Below are 22144 nucleotides of genomic sequence, written 5' to 3'. Positions count from 1 at the left end.
GTTAACGTATCGATAGGTGTCAGCGCACGATATGGTGTGTCCGGGTATAAAGAGGCTATTCTGATGCTCTTTGCCAATAACGGCCTTTTCTTATAGAGCGGACGCCATGACATCAACACAACAACCGCTGCTGGTGTTTACGGATCTGGATGGTTCCTTGCTGGATCATGCCACCTATGATTACGCGCCGGCCAGGCCCTGGCTTGAGCGTCTCAGGAAAAGGTCGGTACCGCTGATCATCAATACCAGCAAGACGGCGGCAGAAGTCATGGTGCTGCATCAGCGCCTTGAGCTTGATGCGCCCTTTATTACCGAAAATGGTGCCTCGATTCATCTGCCGGTTTCCTGGTGTCTGGATGAAACGCCCGATGAACGAGGCTGGGCCGATGTCGTACTGGGCGAGTCCTACCGCCGGATTCGTGAAGTCCTTGAGGCCATCAGGGCCACCGAAGGCTTCCGTTTCAGAGGCTTTGGTGACTTCAGCATCGAGGAAGTGGCCGAGCATACCGGGCTTGATACTCACGATGCCGAGCTTGCCCATCTGCGAGAAGCCTCGGAACCTCTGGTCTGGGAAGACACGATAGAAGCGCTCGAGCGCTTTCGGCTGATGCTGATTGGTGCCGGTCTGAGCCTGACCCGGGGAGGCCGCTTTTATCATGTTCTGGGGATAACAGCGGCAAGGGGCGTGCCATTGCATGGCTGGTGGACCGCTATCATCTTCTCAAGGGGCAGCGTCCCCTGACCGTGGGGCTGGGAGATGGCCCCAACGATGTACCGATGCTTGAAAGCGTCGATCAGGCGGTGCTGATTCGCGGTGAGCATGACACCCCGATTCGTATCGCCGAGACTGTCCAACTCTATACAACAACTCAAAAGGGCCCAAAAGGATGGTCGGAAGGTCTTGATCACTGGCTGGGCTGACAGCGACAGGGGAAAGACGCCATGAGCGATTTTTATCAAAACGGCATCATTACCAACTTTCACAACCTCACGCGGCGCCCATTGGAGGCCCTGGAAAGTGATTTGTTGGGATTTTCAAAACGCCGTCCGATGGGGCTGATTCTGCCGTCGCTTTATTCAGAACTTGAAGGTCCGGCACTCACGCGCATCATTGATCATCTCTCAAAGGTCGAATACCTGAGCGAAATCATCATCGGGCTGGATCGCGCCGATCGGGATCAGTTTCTTCATGCCCGCGAGTTCTTTTCCCGCCTGCCTCAGCGTCATCGTATTCTATGGAACGATGGCCCGCGTCTGAGGGCACTGGATGACGAACTGGCGGTCGAGGCGCTTTCGCCGCAGGCGCCGGGCAAGGGGCGCAACGTCTGGTTCTGCTCGGGGTACGCCATTGCCTCCAGCCGTACCGAAGCGATTGCACTACATGACTGTGATATCACCACCTACGATCGCTCGATGCTGGCGCGTCTGCTCTATCCGGTGGCCAATCCCCATTTCAACTACGAGTTCTGCAAGGGCTATTACGCCCGCATCGCGGATGGCAAGCTCAATGGCCGCGTTGGGCGACTGATGGTGACGCCGCTGTTGAGGGCGTTAAAGCGCATTCACGGGCCGCTGGATTACCTGAACTATCTCGACAGCTATCGCTATCCACTGTCGGGTGAATTTGCCATGCGCGCCGATGTGTTGAACGACATCCGCATTCCCAGCGACTGGGGGCTCGAGATCGGCGTGCTCTCCGAGGTGCATCGCAACTATTCGACCAAGCGGCTGTGTCAGGTCGATATTGCCGACAATTACGATCACAAGCATCAGCCGCTGTCACCGGAAGACGCCTCGACCGGGCTCTATCGCATGAGCACCGATATCGCCAAGGCGCTCTATCGCAAGCTGGCAACGCTTGGCGTGACCATGAACGAGGCCCATTTTCGAACGCTCAAGGCCACCTACTACCGTACCGCGCTCGATATCATCGAAAACTACTACCACGATGCGATGATGAACGGTCTCAAGGTCGATCGTCACAGCGAGGAGCAGGCCGTGGAGCTTTTCGCCCAGAGCATCATGGAAGCCGGGGTGGCCTTTCTTGAAAGTCCCCGCGACAAGCCCTTCATTCCCAGCTGGAGCCGCGTGCAGTCGGCCTTCCCTGATATGCTCGAGCGCATGTATGAGGCGGTGGAAGCCGACAACCGAGGCGAGGTGTAGCAATGGGGCTAATCTTTCAGGCTCTGGAGTCATGGCTGGCTTGAGCTGAAAGGGTGAAATCCAAGGTTACTTTTCGTTGCCAAAAGATTCATTTTAAAACGCTGTCGTCATGTCGATGCAGGCAAATCGTCATGAGTTGCAGGCGAGCATACCCGGGCGGGTGACTCAGCGCCCGGGCCTTGAATTTCGTAGATACCTGCGAAGAAAGAAGGTCACTCTCATCACAGCGCGCATGGCCCGATAACGGGTCCATAACGACTCAGGAGATTGACGATGTTCGGCTACAGCAACGCCATGTTTGGCAGCACCGGTTCCCTGTATGGCAGCAGTGCGATGACCATGAACGGTGCGTCATCCGCCATGTTCTCTCCCTTTCAGTCTCTCTCTCCGATTTCGGATCTTTGGTCCGGCAATGATATGCCCTGGGGGCCGAACCGGCGCTGGTGCCGGCGTTTCTGGAGGCGACCGCCTCCATTCTGGAAGGCTATGGCAAGGCGCTGAATCAGCTTGGCAGCGCCTTTCGCGACGTGATGAATGATCGGCCCGGTCAATCGCCCGACATGCCCGAGCCTGAAATGCCCGCCAATGATGGTCTGGCGCAGAATGTGATTCTCATGGTGCCGGACGGATTTGGTACCGACTACTCCACGGCCTTTCGCACCTTCAAGGGCGGCGAGGAGCTACCGGCCTGGGAAGCCGAGGAGATGCTGACCGGTGCGATCAAGACCCATTCGGCGAACTCACTGATCACCGACTCCGCGGCGGCGGGAACGGCCTTCGCCACCGGTCAGAAAACCGATAACGGCATGATCTCCCAGTCGCCGGACGGCCAGGATCTTGAGTCGCTCGTGGATCTGGCCGAGGCGGCCGGCAAGTCGACCGGTGTGGTCTCGACCTCGTCGGTGACCCACGCCACGCCCGCAGTCTTTGGTGCCAACGTGGAAGATCGCAACGACGCCACCACCATCGCGCAGCAGTTCATCGACAACGACCAGCTTGATGTGATGCTTGGCGGCGGCCTTCAGTATTTCACCGAGGAAAAGCAGGGCGGTATGGCCGCCAGTGATCTGCTGGCGCAGGCCGAATCCCAGGGATATACCGTCGTGGATAATGCCACTGATCTGGCAGGGGCTCAGGGCGATCGTCTGCTGGGGCTGTTTGCCGATGACGCCATGGACACCAGCTATGGCGAGAGCGGTGAGGATCAGCCGTCACTGGCTCAGATGACCCAGACCGCCCTGGACACGCTGTCCCAAAACGATAACGGCTTTTTCATGATGGTCGAGGGCAGCCAGATCGACTGGGCCGGCCATGCCAACGACGCCGGCTGGGCCATGAACGATGCGCTGGCCTTTGAAGACGCGGTAAAAATTGCACAGCAGTTCTCCGAGGACAATCCGGACACGCTGCTGGTGATCGCGCCCGATCATGAAACCGGGGGCATGTCGGCGCAGTCCACCCTGGACAATAATGCCTCGATTTATCAGAACTTCACGGCCACCTACGAGCAGATGTATGACGAGGCCGGCGATCGCATCGAAGCGGCCGACCTGAAGCCGGGTGATGATGGCGCCGCCTGGATCATGCAGGACACGGTCGCGGAGATGACCGGCGGTGAGGTGTTCCTCTCAAGGGATGAGCTGAACACGGTCCTCACGGCAGAAGATGCTGACGCAGGTCTTGAAGCCCTGACGCAGACACTCAATGAGTATGGCGGCATCAGCTTCAGCTCCGGTGGTCACACGGCCGAAAACGTACCGCTCTACGCCTCTGGCCCGGGCTCGGATATTTTTGAAGGGCTGCTGGACAATACCGAGGTCGGTCAGGGGCTGGCCGCTGCCATGGGGCTTGAGTTCTCTGACCTGCCCGGTGCCGAGGTCATGGGTATTGATACCCTCATGCAGGGCAACGAAATGGCCGTGGCCTGAGGGCCCTGACATCATCACGTCGTCGGTCGTGAGTTAAAACGGTCAATGCCGGAACAATTCACTGTCACGATCAAGGCAGATCACAATAACAATGCCTGACGACACGAGGGGCGCCATCATGGCGCCCCTTTTTTTGTACCGTTTCGTCTGGCAAGCCCTGTCATGACAGGTTTTGACATTACAAGGGCGCCACGAAGGCGCCCTTTGGATAACGTCATGCTGATGGGGAGCCTAGAAGCCGGCAGTGGTCTGTGACGCATTGCCCGGATCAATGCCGATGATGATCAGGTCATGATCCGAGGCGCGGAAGGGGGCATCGTTATAGAGCGCTTCAATCTGCTCGGGACCTTTATATTCGGTATTGTAGTCCAGCACCGTTGGCTCATCGGCGTTGATATGCCAGGTGGTGGTGCCGGTAATCTGTTCATTCATCGACGCGCTGGCCAAGGCGTGATCCAGCGACCCCCACTGGCCGTCATAACTGTAGGAATAGTCATCATCCAGAAGCGTATAGCCTTCGTTTTGCAGGGTGGTGATGGGGTCTTCCATGGCGTAACTGTTGAGATCGCCGATGATCAGAACATCGCTGTCGCCGCTGTCGGTCGGGTCGGTGCCCAGCCAGGCGGCCAGTTGCTCGGCGGCCTCGACCCGGGTCGGGTTGTTATTGCCCTGACCATCGCCGATCGCCTCCTCACCGTTGATGACACTGCCCTTGGACTTGAAATGGTTGACGGCGACCGAGAAGGTCTCGCCGCTGGCCTTGTCCTGAAAGGCTTGCAGCATGGGCGCGCGATTGCCGGTGGCAAAGGCGCCGCTGGTGTTGATGGCGGCTTCTCCTGCCGGAGTCACGCTCTCGCTTTTGTAGATCAGGCCAACGGCGATGGCATCGCTGCCGGGGGAAATCACACTGCCGCTATCATCGCGGGGTGTAATGTAGTTCCACTGTGACTCGTCTCGGGCGTTGAGTGCCTCGACCAGTCCGGCAATCGAGCTTTCTGCGCCATAGCCATCGTTGGCCACTTCCATGAGGCCGGCGATATCGGCATCGCTGTCAATGATGGCGCTGACCAGCTTGTCCTGCTGGCGGATCAGCTCCTGTTCACTATTGGCGCCCCGCGGTCCATGCTCGGTGCCTTCAGGGGTGGTGATCTGATTGCCGGATTGATCCAGCGTTTCGAAGTAATTCAACACGTTGAAGGAGGCTACCTTGAGCGGTGCGTCTCCCAACGCCTGGGCATCGGGCTGGCCAGGGCGTGGGTTGGCCGGCTGGAAATCGAGCCCCTGATCGCTTTGAAGGCGCCACTGCTGGTGGGCAAAATCAAGCACGCCGCTGGCGTTTTCCAGCGTGTCGCCGCCGCGCAGGGTGTTGTCGGCCGAGAGCGGCTCGCCGCCGCGACCAAACAGGATCTCTTCCGGATTCTGGGCGTTGCTGGCGTCATCCAGCAGGATCGAGCGGCTTTCGATCTGATCCAGCCACTGCTGGTAACCGGCCTGGTCCGGAGCATTGATTTCGGTGTATTGTGAAAGCCGCCCACCACTTGAGAGCGTGACCGTGCCATAGCGTCCCAGCTCATAAGTGTCGGTCACGGTCAACGGCGCGCCATCCTCGCCCTGAAAGCTGACCCGCATGCTTTCAAACGCCGCCAGTGATGACTTGTCCGCGATGGGCAGGTCCAGTTCGGTGAGGGAGGGCAGCGGCTGATCCCGAGCGGTCACTTTCAGGGCGCTGATGTCGGTCAGCTCGGTCTTGCCCTGGTATTCCTCAACCGTACCGGTCAGGCGCACCCGATCTCCTGCGGTGAAGTCAGCGACGTTGCTGTCATCAGGCAGGTAGACAAAGATGCCCTCGGAAGTGGCGTCATCGCCATCCTGGTCGGCATCCTCTTCCTGCAGGAAAAACCCCTCCAGGCCATTGCGGGCATCCAGCGTCACGATCGCCTCGACGCTGACCTCATCGCCAACGCGCTCGCTGCTCATGGTGCTGCCCTGGAGGGTGGAAATCAGCTCTACGGGCGGTAGATCCATATTGTCTCCGTGGTTGTCAGGAATACCGTTGTCCGGCGTGCCGTCGTTGGGCAGGTCATCGCCCGGCGCCTCGTTATCGGGAGCATCGCCGCTGCCGGCACCGTCACTGCCCAGCCCGTCGAAGGTGTCCTGCGGATACGCCTGCCACTGGTCGGCGTCGAAACGGTCGCTTCCTGCAGTGACGACGTCGTCCCGGCGCAGGGTGACATCGCGGGCAAAATACGCCTCATCGCCAAGGGTGCCGACAATGTCCTGCGTGTCGCCCTCGGCGTTGGTCAATACGAGGGCGTCGTTACCGTTGTGATTGATAACGCTGCTGGTGGCGCTGCTTCGATCCAGCAGGGTCTGGTCGGCCTGTGGGCTGGCCAGTACCAGTGTCTGGTCGGCGGCGAGCACGCCGTACTGACCCAGCTCCAGCGTTGCATTGGCATCGGTGCTGCCGTTGGCATGGAGTGACAGCGTAAAGCCTTCCAGCGACAGGTCGCTGCCGCCACGGTTGGTCAGCTCGATGGCCTTGTTATAGCCGCTGCCTTCGACGTATTCGGTGATCAGCAATGATCCCGGCGTTGTCGGGTCGTCCGGCGGGGGCGCCGGCTGATCGGGGGCATCGGGAAACAGTCTGTCATGGAGTCGCTCGCGAAGATTCTCAAATCGCTCACGCAGTGACGCCAGGGGCATGCGCCATGGCTCAAACCAGTCAGCGGTGACGCCGTGATCGTCGTTTGATGCGCCATGAAGGCTCCAGGGGGCGGTGATCCGGGAAAACAGTGACATGCGGGCATCCTTGCAGGAAGTTATCAATGATCATGGCCCGACACGGTCACCGACAGTACCGGGCATTTTCCATTGTGAGCGCGGGTTGTTGCAGGTCATTGAAGCCGGCGTTGCAGCGCTTGAATCAATCCTGGTGGACCAGCCAGCAGCTGCGATAGGGCTTGAGTACGGGCGTCTCGTCATCGGGGTCGATACGCCCGAGCAGATCGCGCCATCGGTGATTGGCATAGGCTTCGGGCAGATTCAGCGGATGGGACTGATCGGTCACGTTGTGGATGGCCAGCAGTCGTCGGCCATCGGGCAGCGGGCCCCGCATGAAGGCAAAAAAGCGCGGCCCCAGATCGACGATTTTCTGCGCTGCGTCGGGGTGAAAGCAGGCTTCCTGACGGCGGGTCTTCAATCGTGAGGTCAGCGCTTCGAACACGATGTGGGTGGGCGTGCTGTAGGCTTCCAGCAGCGGCTCCAGTGCCTCGCGCTGCCAGCGCTTGCGGTTGATGGCGCGCAGTCGACCGGTGCGGGTCACGCCTTCATGGTCATTGAGCGTGGCCAGAAGACTGTGGAAATAGACGGCCGGGATACCCTGCAGGCCCAGCATGATGGTCTGGGAGCAGATAAAGCGGGCGATCTGCCACGGGTCGGCGCCGCGGCGCGTGCCCTTGAGGGCATCGAAGTAGGTGATATTGATTTCGTAGGGTGAGTCCTGACCGTCCGGGTCGGTTTTCATGCTGATAAAGCCGCCAAAGCGCTGCATCAGTTCCAGCAGGGCCTCAATGTCATGGCGCGGCAGCAGGCCTTCAAGCGCCCGAACACCGACCCCGTCGTGACTGGCGGTAAAGTTGAGATAGGTGCAGCCGGCAGGCAGTGGGGGCAGGGTGGCGGCCCACTCGGTCAGCGCCGTGGCATCTCCGGTCGTGAGGGTGTGCAGCAACAGCGGTGGCAGGGTGAACTGATAGATGATGTGTGCTTCATCACCCTTGCCAAAATAACTCAGGTTTTCATGATGCGGCACGTTGGTTTCGGTCAGCAGCAGCGCGCCGGGGGCAACATGTTCCATGATGGCGCGCAACAGCCGTACGATGGCGTGCGTCTGAGGCAGGTGAATGCAGCGTGTGCCCAGCTCTTTCCAGAGATAGGCGATGGCATCGAGTCGAATCAGACGCGCGCCCTGGCTGAGGTAATACAGCAAAACGCCCACCATCTCGATGAGCACATCGGGATTGGCGAAGTTGAGATCGATCTGGTCCTCGGAGAAGGTTGCCCAGACGTGGCGCATGCCGCGACGCGTCGATACCGGTGCCAGCAGCGGCGTGTTGCGCGGTCGAGTGACGGATCTGACGTCGGTATGCTCTGGCAGCTCAATGAAATAGTCACAGCCGGGTTTCGTGCCGGAGAGGTAGTCGATAAACCACAGGGATTCCCGCGAGACGTGATTGATGACCAGGTCAAACATCAGGTTGAAGCGCCCGGCGAGATGGCGTACCTGAGGCCAGTCACCTACTGCGGGGCTGACCTTTCGATAGTGGATGACCGAAAAGCCATCGTCGCTGCTCCAGGTGAAAAAGGGCAGGATATGGACGGCGCTGAAGGTGTCTTCAAGATGCTCGCGCATGAAGCGCTCCAGCACCTCCAGTGGGACACTGTCTTCGCCCTCGATGATGCTGTCGCCGTAGGTGATCATCATCTGGGTGCGCTCGTTCCAGAGCGGTCGCGGCTCGTGAACGATCTCCTTTCGATGCTGGGCGATCAGCTGTTCCAGATGCGCCAGGATATCGGATGCCCTGTCACCATAAACCTGTGTCAGCTCGGCGCTGGCGCGGGCATGAAAGTCATCGCGGGAAAGGGCGACAGTCAGGGGGGCGGCGGACATGGCAGAGCTCCGGTATCTATTATTGTGGTATCTATTATTGTAGGTCTTGTAAGCAAAGACCCGGATGGTCAGGAATTCAAACTGTATCCGGTCTGAAAAAATATTAAGGCTTAATTATTAGCTTGCGCCTGTTTCAATGCTGATTGACACTGGCCGCTGTTGAAGGAGGGGAGTATTCCCTGCAGGGCGCGGTGTCTGTCATTGAGGCTGCGTTTTTTCTACAGCGGTGTCGTCATCACGGTAGATTGTCTTTGAGGGATCGTCCCTTGAGATGGTTGCCCGGTGCCGCTGGTCAGGAGAGTGCCACAACCATGTGTGGTGCGCGCCTGGCGGAAGAGACCTCCGGTAAATCTTCTTTGCCGGAGAATCGTGCATGAACGTTCCTGCCTGGATCTGGGAAGTCACCATTGCGGGCTTCGCAGCCATCTTTATCTTTGATTTCTTTTCGCATGTGCGAAAGCCTCATGCGCCTACGCTGCGTGAATCTGCGCTGTGGTCCGTATTTTATATTACCCTGGCCATGATTTTCGGGGCGGGTCTCTGGATGGTCTGGGGGCACGACCATGGCGTGGAATATTTCGCTGGCTTTATTACCGAAAAGAGCCTGTCGGTGGATAACCTTTTCGTCTTTGCCATCATCATGGCCAAGTTTGCCGTCCCACGAATCTATCAGCAAAAGGCGCTGTTGATCGGCATCATCATGGCGCTGATCATGCGGGGCATTTTCATCGCCGTGGGCGCGGCTGCCATTAACCAGTTCAGCTGGGTTTTCTATATCTTCGGGCTGTTTCTGCTTTATACCGCCTTCAAGCTGGCGGTCGAAAGTGCCCAGCACAAACAGCAGGGCGCCGACGATTTTGAGCCCAACCCACTGGTAAAGTTTGCGCAGCGTCATCTACCGGTGACGGATCAGTTTCACGAACAAAAGCTGATGGCCCGTGAAAACGGCAAGCGGGTACTGACACCGCTTTTTCTGGTCGTCCTGACGCTTGGGGTAACCGATGTGCTGTTTGCGCTGGACTCGATTCCGGCCATTTATGGTCTGACCCAGGAGCCCTACATTGTCTTTACGGCCAACGCCTTTGCGCTGCTGGGGCTTTTGCAGCTCTACTTCCTGCTGGGGGGGCTGCTGGACCGACTGGTGTATCTGGGCTTCGGGTTGTCGCTGATTCTGGGCTTTATCGGTGTGAAGCTCGTCATGCATGCCATGGTCGAAAACACGCTGCCCTTTATCAATAACGGCCAGCCGCTTGAATGGGTGCCTCACATTTCGACCGTGCTGTCACTGTCCGTCATTATCGGCATCCTTTTGATCACCACAGTGGCCAGCCTGTTGAAGAGCCGTGCCGCAGGCAAGGTCTCGTCCGATTCTTCCCATTAATGTCATGACCTGATTGATCGGGCCTTCTGATGTCGCACTGCGTCATCAGAAGGTCACCTGGCGTCAAATTCTCTTTTCTCGGAGCCCGGATACTGGGTTGATTCCCATCCGCCGAAGGAGATGTCATGAACCACAATGTCATTTTGACCTGCGCCGTGACCGGCGCAGGGGATACCCCCTCACGCAATCCCGCGGTGCCCGTCACGCCGAAGGAGATTGCCGAATCCGCTCTCGAGGCTGCCAGGGCCGGGGCCAGTATTGCCCATATCCACGTGCGCGACCCTGCCACCGGTGGTGTCAGCCATGACATCAATCATTTCCGCGAAGTAGTGGCGCGGGTGCGCGAAGCCGACGTTGATATCGTGCTCAATCTCACGGCCGGTGGCGGTGGCGATCTATTCCCCGAACTTGAACACGGTGATCTGCGTGCCGGTGCCGGCAGCGATCTACAAACGCCGGCAGAGCGGCATGCGCCGGTGGCTGAGCTGTTGCCTGAAATCTGCACGCTGGACTGTGGCAGCCTCAATTTTGGCAACATGGTTTATCTCAACAGTGCCGACTGGCTGCGCGAGCATGCGGCCCTGGTCAAGGCGGCGGGCGTCAAACCCGAGCTTGAGTGCTTTGATACCGGACACATCCGCTTTGCACGACAGCTCATCGATGAAGGTTTGATCGATGGCGACCCCCTGTTTCAGCTTTGCCTGGGCATTCCCTGGGGGGCCGAGGCAGAAACTCAGACCATGCTGACCATGCGAGATCTGCTGCCGAATAATGCGCACTGGGCCGCCTTTGGCATCGGTCGGATGCAGATGCCGATGGTGGCGCAGTCTGTATTGCTGGGGGGACATGTTCGCGTCGGCCTGGAAGATAACCTTTATCTCTCCAAAGGCATCGGGGCGGACAATGCCGCACTGGTCGAGAAGGCCGTTGGCATTGTCGAGTCACTCGGAGCGCGGGTCATGCGACCGGACGAGACGCGTCAGCATCTGGGACTGCGTACGCCGGGAGGTGCGGCATGAGGGCAGACGCTTCAGAAAACACCCTGGCTGTCATTGGGTGTGGTGTGATCGGCAGCGGCTGGGCGGCACGGGCACTGGCCGCCGGGATGCGGGTGCAGGCATGGGATCCGGACCCCGACGCCGTCAGGCGCTTTCAAAAAAATATCGATACGGCCTGGCCTGCTCTGGTGCGCCGTGGGCTGGCGGGCGGTGCCTCGCGCGAAGCCCTTCATTTTTTCACCGATCTTGACAGGGCCCTTCAGGGCGCTGATCTGGTGCAGGAAAACGCGCCCGAGCGGCTGGTCATCAAACAGACGCTGCTGGCAGATATTGATGCACGTGTGCCGGAGCAGGTATTGATCGGGTCGTCGACCTCCGGCATCACGGCCAGCGAACTTCAGGCGCAATGTCACAGGGCGCCGGGGCGGGTCATCGTGGCTCACCCTTTCAATCCGGTCTATCTGCTGCCATTGGTCGAACTGGTCGGAGGTCAGCACACCCACCGGGACCAGATGGAATCCGCCAGGGCACAGTATGAGCGACTGGGCATGCGGCCATTGATCGTTCGGCGCGAAATCGAGGGCCACATTGCCGACCGTCTCATGGAGGCGCTATGGCGCGAGGCCCTGCATCTGGTCAATGACGGGGTCGCCACCACCGAGGAGGTCGACGCGGCGATTGTCTATGGTGCCGGCCTGCGCTGGTCGCTGATGGGCACCTTCCTGACCTTTCACCTGGCCGGGGGTGAAGGCGGCATGCGTCACATGCTGGAGCAGTTCGGTCCGGCCCTGAAACAGCCCTGGACGCGGCTGGAAGCCCCGGAACTGACGCCTGAGCTGATCGAGCGGGTGGCCTCGGGAAGCGAGTTTCAGGCCGGGGGGCGTTCGGTTGCAGCGCTTGAAGCGCGACGGGATCGTTTTCTTGGCGAATTGCTTGAGGTAGTAGAGCGCTACTGGCCCGAGCAGGAAGGGCTGGGAGGGCGGATCTGATGGCACTTCCTCTGCTGACGCAATCCGTGCTGCCGACATGGGTGGATTATAATGGCCACATGAACGATGCCGCCTACGCGCTGCTCTTTTCACATGGTGTCGAGGCGCTGATGGTGCATATCGGCCTGGATGACCATGGTCGCCATGCCCATGGCTGCACGATATATACCCTTGAAACCCATCTGTGCTACCTGCAGCAGGTACTAGAAGGCGCGCAGGTGCGCTGTGAGGTCGTGTTGCTTGAGGCGGACGCCAAACGGCTGCACGTCTTTTTTAACCTGATCGATGATCGCGAGGAAACGGTACTGGCCACCAGCGAACAGATGCTGATGGGTATCGATACCCGAACGGATCGACCAGCGGCCTTTGCACAGGAGATCATGGCCCGGATCGAACGATTGCCGAAAGCGGCACACGGCAACTGGCCCGAGCAGGCCGGAAGACGTATCGGGTTTCGCCATCGAAAGTGATCTATGACTTCCCTGTAAACCCGCTGGTTTGGCGATAATACCCGGGCGTGTGGCCGTAATGGCGCTGAAAGGCGTGGCTTAGCCCCGAGGCCGAGGTGAACCCGCAGGCAAGGGCAATGGCCGTGATGCTCATTTCACTCTCCTCCAGCAGTGTACGCGCCCGTTGCATGCGCAGGGACAGATACCAGGCGGCGGGCGTAGTGTCGAGTTGATCAACAAACAAGCGCTGCAGTTGCCGACGTGACACGCTGGCCTTTTTTGCCAGCGTATCGATCGAGAGTGGCTGTTCGATATGTAGCTCCATCAGATGCAGTGCCTCGATCAGGGGACGATGATGGAGTTTCAAGCGTCTTGCGATGGACTGGCGCTGGTGGTCTTCATGACTGCGAACACGGTCATGAATCAATTGCTCGGCCACGGCGTTGGCCAGCGTCTGATCGTGATGTCGGGCAATCGCGGCCAGACTCATGTCCATGGCGGCAGCACCACCGGCGCAAAAAAAGCGTCTCTGGCCCAGCTCAAAAAGCGACTCGTTGACCTGCAGGTGAGGCCAGCGTTCCCTGAAGTCCGGCAGACTCTCCCAATGCAGGGTGATGCGGTCACGGGGTTCGAGCAGGCCGGCCATGGCGAGTACAAAGGCGCCCGTGTCGATGCCGCCCAGACAGCATCCCTGTTGATCGAGCTGATGCAGTTTTCGATGCAGGGTGCGCGTTGGCAGACTCAACGGCGCAAATCCGGCACAGACCGCCAGTGCATCGGGTCGGTCGACATGCTCAAGCGTGGTGTCTGCCATCAGGCGCATATCGTTGGAGGCGCTGACGGGGTGCCCATCCATGCTGAGGATGCTCCAGCGATAAAGCGTGCGTTCGGCGATGCGGTTGGCGATACGAAGCGGTTCGATGGCTGAGAAAAACGCCATCATCGAAAAGCGCTCAAGAAGCAGAAAGGCGATGTGTCGTATTGATGTCGCTTGGGAAAGGAAGGGGCGTGTCGAGTCAGACGAGGACATTTTGAAGAGCTCCAAGCGGCTGCCCTGTGGGCAGCCGCTACTGGCAGTCTCTATTGTTTCATCACGTGGCTATTTTTTGACCACTCGATAAAGAAACAGCAGGACCAGTGCGCCAATAATGGCGATGACAAAGCTGCCGATGTTGAAGCCACTGACACTGCCAAAGCCCAGTGCCGTACCGATCCAGCCGCCGACCACCGCGCCCAGAATACCGATGATAATGGTGACGATGAATCCGCCGGGATCCTTGCCGGGCATCAGGAATTTTGCGATGGCACCTGCAATCAGACCAAAAATGATCCACGCGATAATACCCATAGTCAGCTGCTCCGTGCTGTTGCCGTATCCGGCAGTGTCCAGTGTGAAAGGGCCGGCAGAAAAACCATTCCTTGATTCTTCCTGCCTGACTGAACTCAAGACTAGATCGACCCGGGGGAACTGGCAAGCTGGGTGTATTGCAGTATGTCACTGATTGAAAAGTAATAATCGGAACTGTTCCGGTGCGGCCTATCTTTTTTGATAGCGCGCCATCCAGAGCGTCATGACCGCGATTGCCCCCAGCGCGCCCGCGACCGCCGCGGCAAGACTTCGAACATCGAAGGAGAGTTCGGCGGCAAAACCAAACACGGTGACGAGAAAGGCCAGTACTACGCCACCCAGTACTGCCATGCCTGCCGTGCCAAGAAAACCGACACTCAAATGACGCGGAATGATCAGGTTGACCAGCATGCCCACGGCAATGCTTGCGAAAATCCAGGAGATAATGTTCATGTGTTTTGTCTACCGATCGACATTGTCGGTTTCAAAATAGCGCCATGAACGATGGCGCTCAACTGCGCGTTACCTCCGCCATGCTCGATAAAAGACATAATGACATGAAGGGTTTCGGCTTCATTTCCGCCTCAAACCGTGCACGTTTGCGCCCTGAGCATGGGGATGCGTTTCCGAACACAGGGTAAAACGTTACAATATGAGGCCCGAGCATGCGTCGACATGTCGCAACGTCTGCCCGTGGTGCCGGTCGTGTCCAGCCTCTTTCCGGCCACGAATGGGATTCTGCGGGTAATGCCCCTGCGATTTGCGGCCGAAGGTTCGGGCATCGTTTATCGGGTCTTTCATCGACGAAACAGAGAACACTCATGCATTGCCCCTTTTGCGGTGCGCAGGATACGCGGGTCACTGACTCCCGGCTGGTAGCCGATGGCGATCAGGTGCGTCGTCGTCGCCAGTGTCTTGCCTGTGGCGAGCGTTTCACCACGCATGAGGCCGCTGAGCTGGTCATGCCACGTGTGGTCAAGGCCGATGGTTCGCGAGAAAGCTTTGATCCTGCCAAGCTGCGTGCAGGCATGCTTCGGGCACTCGAAAAGCGTCCGGTGTCCAGCGAGCATATCGAAGCGGCCATCGAGCGTATCCGGCAGCGCCTTCGAGCACGCGGTGAGCGTGAAATCAATGCGCTGGCGATCGGAGAGGAGGTCATGGGTCAGCTTCGAGCTCTGGACCAGATTGCCTATATCCGCTTTGCTTCGGTGTATCGGCGCTTTCAGGACATCGATGAGTTCCGCGCCGAAATCGAGCGCCTTTCCAGTGACTCCATGTCGCCATCAGGTACGGGCATCACTGGCAGGGATCAGGAGTCTCATGAGCATTGAAGGGGCTGCACAAGAAGCGGCAGTCCTTTCCTGCCGCATGGAGGGAAGCTCAAGCGTGACACGGCAACCCGAGGATTACATGGCTCGCGCGTTGCACCTGGCGCGTCGCGGTCTCTATACGACAGATCCCAACCCACGGGTAGGCTGTGTACTGGTGCGCGGCAATCAGATTGTGGGGGAAGGCTGGCACGAGCTCACCGGCGAGCCCCATGCTGAAATCCATGCCCTGCGGGCCGCTGGTGAGGCGGCGCGCGGGACAACTGCCTATGTCACACTGGAACCCTGCTCCCACTACGGACGAACCGGCCCCTGTGCCAAGGCACTGGCCGAGGCGGGCGTGGATGTGGTGGTGGCCGCCATGCTCGACCCCAACCCTCAGGTCTCCGGTCGTGGCATTGCGATGCTTGAGGCCGCCGGTGTCGGCACCCGCGTGGGGATGCTTGAAGCCGATGCCCGTGAGCTCAACGTGGGGTTTATCTCGCGCATGCAGCGCTCGCTGCCTCACGTCCGGCTCAAGATGGCGATGAGCCTGGATGGCCGAACGGCCATGGCCAGTGGTGAATCCAAATGGATTACCGGCGAGCGTGCGCGACGTGATGTGCAGCATCTGCGTGCGCGCTCCAGCGCGATCTTGAGCGGTGTTGCCTCGGTGATGCGTGATGACAGCCGGCTGACCGTGCGGGTGGACCAGCTCGGTCGGCCAGAGTCGCACGCCGCTCAGGTGTCGCATGAGCGGGGCGTGCGCCAGCCGCTGAGAGTCGTCGTTGATTCGACCCTGTCTTTGCCGCCTACGTCGCGCTGTCTGACAGAGCCTGGTCGTACGCTGGTCGCTACGGTATCACCGACCGGCCCCGGGGCACTCGACAATCGGGATCACTTCCGTCGGCGTGAAACGCTGGTGGCGGCAGGGGCGGAAGTCGTGACGCTGCCTGCCAGTTCGGGCGGGCAGGTCGATCTGGAAGCCCTGATGCATTATCTGGCCGATGTTGAACAGTGTAATGAAGTGCTGCTTGAAAGCGGCTCGCGTTTAAGCGGTGCCATGCTGGATGCGGGACTGGTCAATGAACTGATCATTTATATGGCACCGATACTGATGGGCGACGAGGCGCGCGGGCTTCTGACCCTGCCAGGGCTTGAGAAACTGTCACAGCGTCGGCAGCTTTCCATTGTCGATGTTCGCGCCTTCGGCCCTGATTGGCGTATTATCGCGCGCCCTGTCAACGATCACGAAACATCCTGATCAGGACAGATTCGACGGCCTGATCACCCGGGAGGTACCCATCCCGGCGACCCTGTATCGAAAGGAGCGGCTTAGCCGGCAAGCGTTATGAGTCAGTCAACGGGCAACTTCGCTTCCGTGGAAGCGCTGATCGAAGATATCCGCCAGGGCAGGATGGTCATCCTCATGGATGACGAGGATCGCGAAAACGAAGGCGACCTGATCATGGCTGCTGAATGCGTGCAGGCCTCGCACATCAACTTCATGGCGCGCTACGCCTGCGGTTTGATCTGTCAGCCCATGCTGCGCGAGCGCTGCGAACAGCTTGGACTGTCGCTGATGGTCAATGACAACGGTTCCGGCTTTGGTACCCGCTTTACGGTCTCCATCGAGGCGGCCACCGGCGTCAGCACGGGCATTTCCGCTGCCGATCGGGCGCGTACGGTGCAGGCTGCAAGCGCACGTGATGCCAGACCGGGCGATGTCGTCCAGCCGGGCCATATCTTTCCGCTGATGGCGGAAGCGGGTGGGGTGCTGCGTCGGGCCGGTCATACCGAAGCGGCCTGCGATCTGGCCGCGATGGCCGGTTTTGAACCGACCGGTGTGATCTGCGAGATCATGAACGAGGATGGCACCATGGCGCGGCGCCCAGAGCTGGAACGCTTTGCGGCGCTTCATGACATTAAAATCGGTACCATCTCCGATCTGATTCACTACCGCATCCACAATGAGCAGACCGTTGAACACGTGGAGTCGCATCCGGTAGAAACGGATGCCGGTCCGTTTCAGTTGCACTGCTTCAGGGATCGGATTCAGGGCTCGCATCATCTGGCCCTGGTCAAGGGTTCGCCTGAAAGCGATCAGCCCACCACCGTGCGGGTTCACGTGGCCGATGCCCTGCGTGATCTGCTGGGTCTGCGCCGTGAGGGTGGCCATCAGAGCTGGTCATCACGTGATGCGCTGGCCGAAATTGCTGCCAGCGAGACCGGTGTGCTGGTGCTGCTTTCCGACCCGCGTGGCATGACGAACCTTCGCGATCAGCTCGATCTCTTTCTGGAACGGCGCCCGCGGGCGCAGGACCCGCAAACGGATGGGGCCGGCAACTATTTGAGTATCGGCACCGGCGCGCAGATCCTGCGCAGTCTCGGGGTCGGTCAAATGCGTCTTTTAAGCTCGCCCTGGCGTTTTTCGGCGCTGGCGGGCTTTGGCCTTGAAGTCATCGAACAGGTCAGCAGCGTTGATGACAGCCGAACGCCACGGCACTGACAATAGCAATCAATGGTAGCAACAGGTTTTCGCTGTGACCCGACAACGATAGGGTTCACGGCTTATATGACACGCTGATGCGTTTTATCAGAGACAACAGGATTCAAAGACATGCAACCGATTGCACAACTGGAAGGGCGTTTTAACGAGATCGATGGCCGCTATGTCATCGTGGTTGGACGCTTCAACCATCACGTGGTCGACTCTCTGGTCGAAGGCGCCGTGGACGCGCTGGTGCGTCACGGGGTCGATGATGCCAATATTGATATTCTTCACGTGCCGGGCGCCTGGGAACTGCCGCTGGCGGTCAAGCGTGCGCTGACCCGTATTCAGCCCGACGCCATCATCGCCCTGGGCGCTGTCATTCGTGGCGGCACGCCACATTTTGAACACGTTGCCGGTCAGTGCAACGCCGCGCTCAATCGCCTGCAGCTTGATTTCGACACGCCCATTGCCAACGGCGTGCTGACGGTCAATTCGATCGAACAGGCCATCGAACGTGCCGGCACCAAGGCAGGCAACAAGGGCTTTGAAGCCGCCATGGCGGCCATGGAAATGGTCTCCCTGCTGCGTCAGCTTGGCGGTAATGAGGGGTTTGAGGACGATGCTGCCGATCATGGAGGTGTGGCGTGACCCAGCCCAAACGTGCCCCTTCAAAGCAGCAGCAGGCCCGAAGGGCAGCACGCGAGCTGACGGTACAGGCTCTGTATCAGTGGGAGATGACGGGCACATCGATTGCCCAGCTCGAGACCGAGTTTCGCTCGCAGACCGCTGATGACGACCTTGAGCCGCACGAAAACTGGGTGCAGGTCATGAAGATTGCTGATCTGGGCCTTTTTCACCAGCTGCTTCATGGCGTGGCCAGACACTGTGGCGAGATGGATAACCTGATCGCGCCGTCGCTGGATCGCAAGCTGGAGGAGCTTGACCGCATCGAGCTGTCCATTTTGCGTCTTGGCGCCTATGAGCTGGCGCATCGTCCGGAGGTGCCCTATATCTCGGTGATCAATGAAGGCATTGAGCTGGCACGCTCGTTTGGTGCCACCGAAGGGCATAAATATATCAACTCCATTCTTGATCGACTGGCCAGGAAACTGCGTGAAGCCGAGGTTCAGGCGCGCAGGCGCCGTGACTGAGCATGATCCATCCGGAGCATGGTCCATGCCTGTTGATCGATACTGATCAGCGCTTTCCTTCACCTGTCAGGGAGATGTCCGGGCGATGAGCGATGCAGCCACTCCTGGCGAGTTTGAACTCATCAGGCGTTATTTCATGCAGGACGTTGAACCCGCCTGCCGCTCGGATCAGGTGTCGCCGCAACAGGCCCGTGCCGGCGTCGTGCTAGGGCAGGGGGATGACTGTGCGCTGCTGGCACCCTCTCCAGGGCGCCGGCTGGCGGTCAGCGTGGATACATCGCTGGCCGACGTCCACTTTCCCCGTGATGCCTCGGCAGAGGCGATCGGTCATCGGGCGCTGGCCGTCAATTTAAGCGATCTGGCGGCCATGGGCGCCAGGCCGCGCTGGTTCGTGCTGGCGTTGACACTGCCCGAGGTGGATGAACATTGGCTGGACGGTTTTGCGCAAGGCCTCTATGGGCTGGCACGCGAGCATAATATCGCTCTGGTCGGGGGGGATATCACTCGCGGTCGCGAACTCTCCATCACCATTACCGTGCATGGCGATGTGGCGCAGGACGGGGCCATTACCCGTCATGGTGCGCGCCCCGGCGATCTGCTGGCGGTCACCGGGGCCCTCGGCAGTGCCCATGGGGGGCTGAGAGCCTGGTTTGCTGGCCAGCGTGATGAGCAGCATCCGCTGGTGAGGGCCTATCTGCGGCCTGCGCCGCGCGTGAATGAAGGCATGAGCATTTGCCACATGGTCTCGGGCGGTCTTGATATCTCTGATGGTCTGCTGGCCGATCTGGGGCATCTTTGTGCGCGCTCGGCCGTCGGGGCCTGCCTTAAGGCAGGCGCTATCCCGCTGGATCAGGCACTGGTGGCATCTCTGGGCGCAGATGAGGCGCTTGAGGCCGCCCTGAACGGGGGCGATGACTACGAGCTTTTGCTGTCGCTGGCGCCCGATCAGGAAGCAGCGGTTCGTCAGGTACTCGAAGATCTGGGCGGCGCGCTGCATGTCATCGGTCTGGTAACCGCCGAACCCGGCATTACCGGCATTACGTCCACGGGACGTGGCTGGCAGCATTTCCATGCGCAGGATCAGTGTCCCGACGATCACGGCGCGGGAGCCGCACCATGAACCGCGCACCTGCCAGCATCTGGCGTCGCCCCGTACACTTTTTGGCCTTCGGGCTGGGCAGTGGCGCTGCGCCCTTCGCTCCAGGAACCTTCGGAACCCTTGCGGCCATTCCCTTCTACTGGCTGATGTCGACGCTGCCGCTGGGTATCTATCTGGCAATTCTGGCAGTGGCGACCATCATCGGCATCTATCTGTGTGATCGCACATCGAAGGATCTGGGCGTCCATGACCACTCGGGTATCGTATGGGACGAGTTTGTCGGCTACTGGCTGACCATGGCTGCGGTACCGTTTTCCTGGCAGTCTGCCCTGTGGGGATTTGTCATCTTTCGAGTCTTTGACGTGATCAAGCCCTGGCCGGTACGCACGGTGGATCGGCGCGTGGCCGGGGGCTTTGGCATCATGGCCGATGACGTTCTGGCCGGTATTTACGCCTGGAGTGTCATGCACGTGTGGCTCTGGCTGCATTGATGTCGTGAAAGGCATGAGTCTCACTATCGTAGGGTCATGCGTGGCGGGTGTTTCGATACGATCATGACCCTTCGGCCCTGCTGGGAGAGCGTTGATGAAAAGGAAAGTGGCTGCCGGATCGATGGCGTTGGTGGTTCTGGGCGGCGGACTCTGGCTGGGGGCGCTGGCCTGGAGTCGTCATGAGGTTCAGTCCCGCATGGCCGAGCAGGTCGCTGACATCAATGCGCTAACGGGCATTCGCGCCATCAATACCATCAAAAGTGACGGTTTTTTCTCTTCCCGCGGATCGCTCAGGGTCATCATGACCGACAGCGACGCCGACGCTGAGGCGCCTGCCGGAGTGATCGACTGGCGCGTGGCTTATGGCGTCCTGAGTACCCGGCTTTCGGGACATGGCGATATCAGGCTGCGTGATGGCAAGGCTCTGCTGGCCGATGAGCTCTCCGAGGGGCATGAGCTTGATGTCGAGGCCCGAATTCAGCACCTGAGTCGCGACATGGTCCTGAACGCCAGATTTCCCGACGCGATGCACTATCAGGGCCACGGCATGTCCCTGAATCTGTCCGGCGCCCGCATCAGTATGGTTGATGATGACCAGGGATTGCGAGTGCAGGGCGACTGGTCCGAACTGGCGCATGAAAGCGCCGAACGTCAGGTACATATGGGGGAGACGCACTGGTCAGTGCGCTTTCCAGGCGAGAATGCCGAGTCGATAAACGAGGATGATTCAAGTGACCGCCCCGGCCGTGTGGATCGTCTGGACATCAGTGATGCCCGGCTGCAGCGTCAGGGTGGGCTTCCCCTGACGCTGAGCAATCTGCATCTTGAAGGCAGTACCCATCACGACCGTCAGGAACTCAGCTATTTGCTCAGGGCGCAGCTGGGCAATGCCACATTTTCTGAACAGCAGCTGGGCAGTGCTTCGCTGGATGCCGCCGTGCGTCGCATCAACGAGCCGGCCGCGCGAGCGCTGCTGAAGACCATGGCGCGTGATATCAGAAAGCGCTGGCAGGGCGCTCGACAGCCTGCCCCCGGTGCCGGGATGCAGGAGGAAAGAGGCGCTGACCCCCGACTCGTGGATGACCTCACAGAGGTTGATGATGTCCACGACATTGCCTCGCTGATGGTGCCCTGGCAGGAAAATTTCTTCGCCATATTGAGTAATTCGCCACGACTGGTGGTCAATCAGCTACAGCTGGAAAGTCCGATGCTGGATCAGCAGATGCATCTGAACGGTGAGCTGACGCTGGAGGGCACCGATATCGCAACGACCCGCATCGAACAGCTGCAAACCTCGTGGGGCCGGGCGGCGTTCAAGCGTCGTCTTGACGGTCATTTCACGCTGCACAATGCACCGCCTCTGCTGGCACTGGTAGCAGGACAGGCGCCTGATCAGGACACGCTGGAGCTTGCCATTCGAAAAGGCGTTTTCCTGATCAATGGTGAGCCCTGGTTTTTATTGAACTAGGCTTTTGATCGGAACAAGGATTCGTCGGGAATGAACCATGCGGCTGCCTCTGGCAGCCGCTGTCATTTGTGACCGTTAAAGGTTTTAGCGCGCACTCGGACTTGATAACGATGTCCGGCGCCCGCATTGCCAGAGACAACAGGCAGCGCCGGCCATGTATTGCTCCATAAGCAGCCTGCCGGCGTACGGTTTTGATACGGGAGAGCAGGGTA

At 59.4% G+C, this 22144-nt stretch carries 21 protein-coding genes; 16 read left to right on the top strand and 5 right to left on the bottom strand.

What is annotated here, in order from left to right:
* Positions 1-106: 106 nt before the first annotated feature.
* From B9G99_RS01625 to B9G99_RS01615, 4 genes are all read left to right on the top strand, one after another.
* A complete protein-coding gene (locus B9G99_RS01625) occupies positions 107-742 on the top strand; it encodes an HAD-IIB family hydrolase (RefSeq protein ID WP_227875877.1) in 636 nt (211 codons plus the stop codon).
* Positions 703-921: a hypothetical protein gene (locus B9G99_RS16890; RefSeq protein ID WP_227875876.1), complete on the top strand. Its 219-nt coding sequence runs from the start codon at positions 703-705 to the stop codon at positions 919-921. Before B9G99_RS01625 ends, B9G99_RS16890 begins: the two co-directional genes overlap by 40 nt.
* 21 nt (positions 922-942) lie before the next feature.
* The gene (locus B9G99_RS01620) at positions 943-2163 is read left to right on the top strand and encodes a glycosyltransferase family protein (RefSeq protein ID WP_086620458.1); all 1221 of its coding nucleotides are present in this window, start codon (positions 943-945) and stop codon (positions 2161-2163) included.
* Between the two features lie 443 nt (positions 2164-2606).
* Complete coding sequence (locus tag B9G99_RS01615) at positions 2607-4091, top strand: alkaline phosphatase (protein ID WP_086620457.1); 1485 nt, start codon at positions 2607-2609, stop codon at positions 4089-4091.
* Positions 4092-4322: 231 nt separating this feature from the next.
* Here B9G99_RS01615 and B9G99_RS01610 read toward each other — a convergent pair whose 3' ends face one another.
* Positions 4323-6890 (bottom strand): ExeM/NucH family extracellular endonuclease, encoded by a 2568-nt coding sequence (locus B9G99_RS01610; RefSeq protein ID WP_086620456.1) that lies wholly within the window; start codon positions 6888-6890, stop codon positions 4323-4325.
* Between the two features lie 124 nt (positions 6891-7014).
* The gene (locus B9G99_RS01605) at positions 7015-8757 is read right to left on the bottom strand and encodes a sugar phosphorylase (RefSeq protein WP_086620455.1); all 1743 of its coding nucleotides are present in this window, start codon (positions 8755-8757) and stop codon (positions 7015-7017) included.
* A gap of 373 nt (positions 8758-9130) precedes the next feature.
* Here B9G99_RS01605 and B9G99_RS01600 point away from each other — a divergent pair, with 373 nt between their 5' ends.
* From B9G99_RS01600 to B9G99_RS01585, 4 genes are all read left to right on the top strand, one after another.
* On the top strand, positions 9131-10138 hold the full coding sequence (locus B9G99_RS01600) for a TerC family protein (protein ID WP_086620454.1): 1008 nt from the start codon (positions 9131-9133) through the stop codon (positions 10136-10138).
* A gap of 125 nt (positions 10139-10263) precedes the next feature.
* Complete coding sequence (locus B9G99_RS01595) at positions 10264-11157, top strand: beta-keto acid cleavage family enzyme (protein WP_086620453.1); 894 nt, start codon at positions 10264-10266, stop codon at positions 11155-11157.
* On the top strand, positions 11154-12125 hold the full coding sequence (locus tag B9G99_RS01590; protein WP_086620452.1) for a 3-hydroxyacyl-CoA dehydrogenase NAD-binding domain-containing protein: 972 nt from the start codon (positions 11154-11156) through the stop codon (positions 12123-12125). The genes B9G99_RS01595 and B9G99_RS01590 overlap by 4 nt, the downstream gene beginning before the upstream one ends.
* Positions 12125-12595, top strand: a complete 471-nt coding sequence (locus B9G99_RS01585; protein ID WP_086620451.1) for a thioesterase family protein — start codon at positions 12125-12127, stop codon at positions 12593-12595. The genes B9G99_RS01590 and B9G99_RS01585 overlap by 1 nt, the downstream gene beginning before the upstream one ends.
* Before the next feature lies 1 nt (position 12596).
* Here B9G99_RS01585 and B9G99_RS01580 read toward each other — a convergent pair whose 3' ends face one another.
* The 3 genes from B9G99_RS01580 to B9G99_RS01570 form a co-directional block, all read right to left on the bottom strand.
* Positions 12597-13604: a GlxA family transcriptional regulator gene (locus B9G99_RS01580; protein WP_086623213.1), complete on the bottom strand. Its 1008-nt coding sequence runs from the start codon at positions 13602-13604 to the stop codon at positions 12597-12599.
* A 69-nt stretch (positions 13605-13673) separates the two neighbouring features.
* Entirely contained in the window at positions 13674-13922 is a 249-nt protein-coding gene (locus tag B9G99_RS01575) for a GlsB/YeaQ/YmgE family stress response membrane protein (RefSeq protein ID WP_086620450.1), read from the bottom strand.
* Between the two features lie 189 nt (positions 13923-14111).
* Positions 14112-14375, bottom strand: coding sequence for a hypothetical protein (locus B9G99_RS01570; protein WP_086620449.1), 264 nt, complete (start codon positions 14373-14375; stop codon positions 14112-14114).
* 368 nt (positions 14376-14743) lie between these two features.
* Here B9G99_RS01570 and nrdR point away from each other — a divergent pair, with 368 nt between their 5' ends.
* From nrdR to B9G99_RS01530, 8 genes are all read left to right on the top strand, one after another.
* On the top strand, positions 14744-15253 hold the full coding sequence (nrdR, locus tag B9G99_RS01565) for a transcriptional regulator NrdR (protein WP_086620448.1): 510 nt from the start codon (positions 14744-14746) through the stop codon (positions 15251-15253).
* Between the two features lie 37 nt (positions 15254-15290).
* Positions 15291-16493, top strand: a complete 1203-nt coding sequence (gene ribD, locus B9G99_RS01560; protein ID WP_086623212.1) for a bifunctional diaminohydroxyphosphoribosylaminopyrimidine deaminase/5-amino-6-(5-phosphoribosylamino)uracil reductase RibD — start codon at positions 15291-15293, stop codon at positions 16491-16493.
* Between the two features lie 87 nt (positions 16494-16580).
* Positions 16581-17738 carry a bifunctional 3,4-dihydroxy-2-butanone-4-phosphate synthase/GTP cyclohydrolase II gene (ribBA, locus tag B9G99_RS01555; protein WP_086620447.1) on the top strand — a complete coding sequence of 386 codons (1158 nt, stop codon included), beginning with the start codon at positions 16581-16583 and terminating at the stop codon, positions 17736-17738.
* 111 nt (positions 17739-17849) lie between these two features.
* Positions 17850-18371, top strand: a complete 522-nt coding sequence (gene ribH, locus B9G99_RS01550; protein WP_086620446.1) for a 6,7-dimethyl-8-ribityllumazine synthase — start codon at positions 17850-17852, stop codon at positions 18369-18371.
* Entirely contained in the window at positions 18368-18874 is a 507-nt protein-coding gene (nusB, locus tag B9G99_RS01545; protein ID WP_086620445.1) for a transcription antitermination factor NusB, read from the top strand. The genes ribH and nusB overlap by 4 nt, the downstream gene beginning before the upstream one ends.
* Positions 18875-18959: 85 nt before the next feature.
* Complete coding sequence (gene thiL, locus B9G99_RS01540; protein ID WP_086620444.1) at positions 18960-19994, top strand: thiamine-phosphate kinase; 1035 nt, start codon at positions 18960-18962, stop codon at positions 19992-19994.
* Positions 19991-20464 (top strand): phosphatidylglycerophosphatase A family protein, encoded by a 474-nt coding sequence (locus B9G99_RS01535; protein WP_086620443.1) that lies wholly within the window; start codon positions 19991-19993, stop codon positions 20462-20464. Before thiL ends, B9G99_RS01535 begins: the two co-directional genes overlap by 4 nt.
* Positions 20465-20558: 94 nt before the next feature.
* Positions 20559-21932 carry a DUF945 family protein gene (locus tag B9G99_RS01530; protein WP_086620442.1) on the top strand — a complete coding sequence of 458 codons (1374 nt, stop codon included), beginning with the start codon at positions 20559-20561 and terminating at the stop codon, positions 21930-21932.
* Positions 21933-22144: the final 212 nt, after the last annotated feature.

It is taken from the genome of Kushneria konosiri, from assembly GCF_002155145.1.
Lineage (GTDB): Bacteria > Pseudomonadota > Gammaproteobacteria > Pseudomonadales > Halomonadaceae > Kushneria > Kushneria konosiri.
The sequence above is the reverse complement of the archived record's forward strand: the minus strand, read 5'-3'. Positions and strand labels throughout refer to the sequence as shown.

Coding starts and splice junctions, on each gene's coding strand:
- B9G99_RS01570 (WP_086620449.1), bottom strand. CDS start 14,375: ATGAACATTATCTCCTGGATTTTCGCAAGCATTGCCGTGGGCATGCTG.
- ribBA (WP_086620447.1), top strand. CDS start 16,581: ATGAGTCAGTCAACGGGCAACTTCGCTTCCGTGGAAGCGCTGATCGAA.
- nrdR (WP_086620448.1), top strand. CDS start 14,744: ATGCATTGCCCCTTTTGCGGTGCGCAGGATACGCGGGTCACTGACTCC.
- B9G99_RS01590 (WP_086620452.1), top strand. CDS start 11,154: ATGAGGGCAGACGCTTCAGAAAACACCCTGGCTGTCATTGGGTGTGGT.
- ribD (WP_086623212.1), top strand. CDS start 15,291: ATGGAGGGAAGCTCAAGCGTGACACGGCAACCCGAGGATTACATGGCT.
- ribH (WP_086620446.1), top strand. CDS start 17,850: ATGCAACCGATTGCACAACTGGAAGGGCGTTTTAACGAGATCGATGGC.
- B9G99_RS01535 (WP_086620443.1), top strand. CDS start 19,991: ATGAACCGCGCACCTGCCAGCATCTGGCGTCGCCCCGTACACTTTTTG.
- B9G99_RS01600 (WP_086620454.1), top strand. CDS start 9,131: ATGAACGTTCCTGCCTGGATCTGGGAAGTCACCATTGCGGGCTTCGCA.
- thiL (WP_086620444.1), top strand. CDS start 18,960: ATGAGCGATGCAGCCACTCCTGGCGAGTTTGAACTCATCAGGCGTTAT.
- B9G99_RS01585 (WP_086620451.1), top strand. CDS start 12,125: ATGGCACTTCCTCTGCTGACGCAATCCGTGCTGCCGACATGGGTGGAT.
- B9G99_RS01625 (WP_227875877.1), top strand. CDS start 107: ATGACATCAACACAACAACCGCTGCTGGTGTTTACGGATCTGGATGGT.
- B9G99_RS01605 (WP_086620455.1), bottom strand. CDS start 8,757: ATGTCCGCCGCCCCCCTGACTGTCGCCCTTTCCCGCGATGACTTTCAT.
- B9G99_RS01610 (WP_086620456.1), bottom strand. CDS start 6,890: ATGTCACTGTTTTCCCGGATCACCGCCCCCTGGAGCCTTCATGGCGCA.
- B9G99_RS01620 (WP_086620458.1), top strand. CDS start 943: ATGAGCGATTTTTATCAAAACGGCATCATTACCAACTTTCACAACCTC.
- B9G99_RS01575 (WP_086620450.1), bottom strand. CDS start 13,922: ATGGGTATTATCGCGTGGATCATTTTTGGTCTGATTGCAGGTGCCATC.
- B9G99_RS01595 (WP_086620453.1), top strand. CDS start 10,264: ATGAACCACAATGTCATTTTGACCTGCGCCGTGACCGGCGCAGGGGAT.
- B9G99_RS01530 (WP_086620442.1), top strand. CDS start 20,559: ATGAAAAGGAAAGTGGCTGCCGGATCGATGGCGTTGGTGGTTCTGGGC.
- B9G99_RS01580 (WP_086623213.1), bottom strand. CDS start 13,604: ATGTCCTCGTCTGACTCGACACGCCCCTTCCTTTCCCAAGCGACATCA.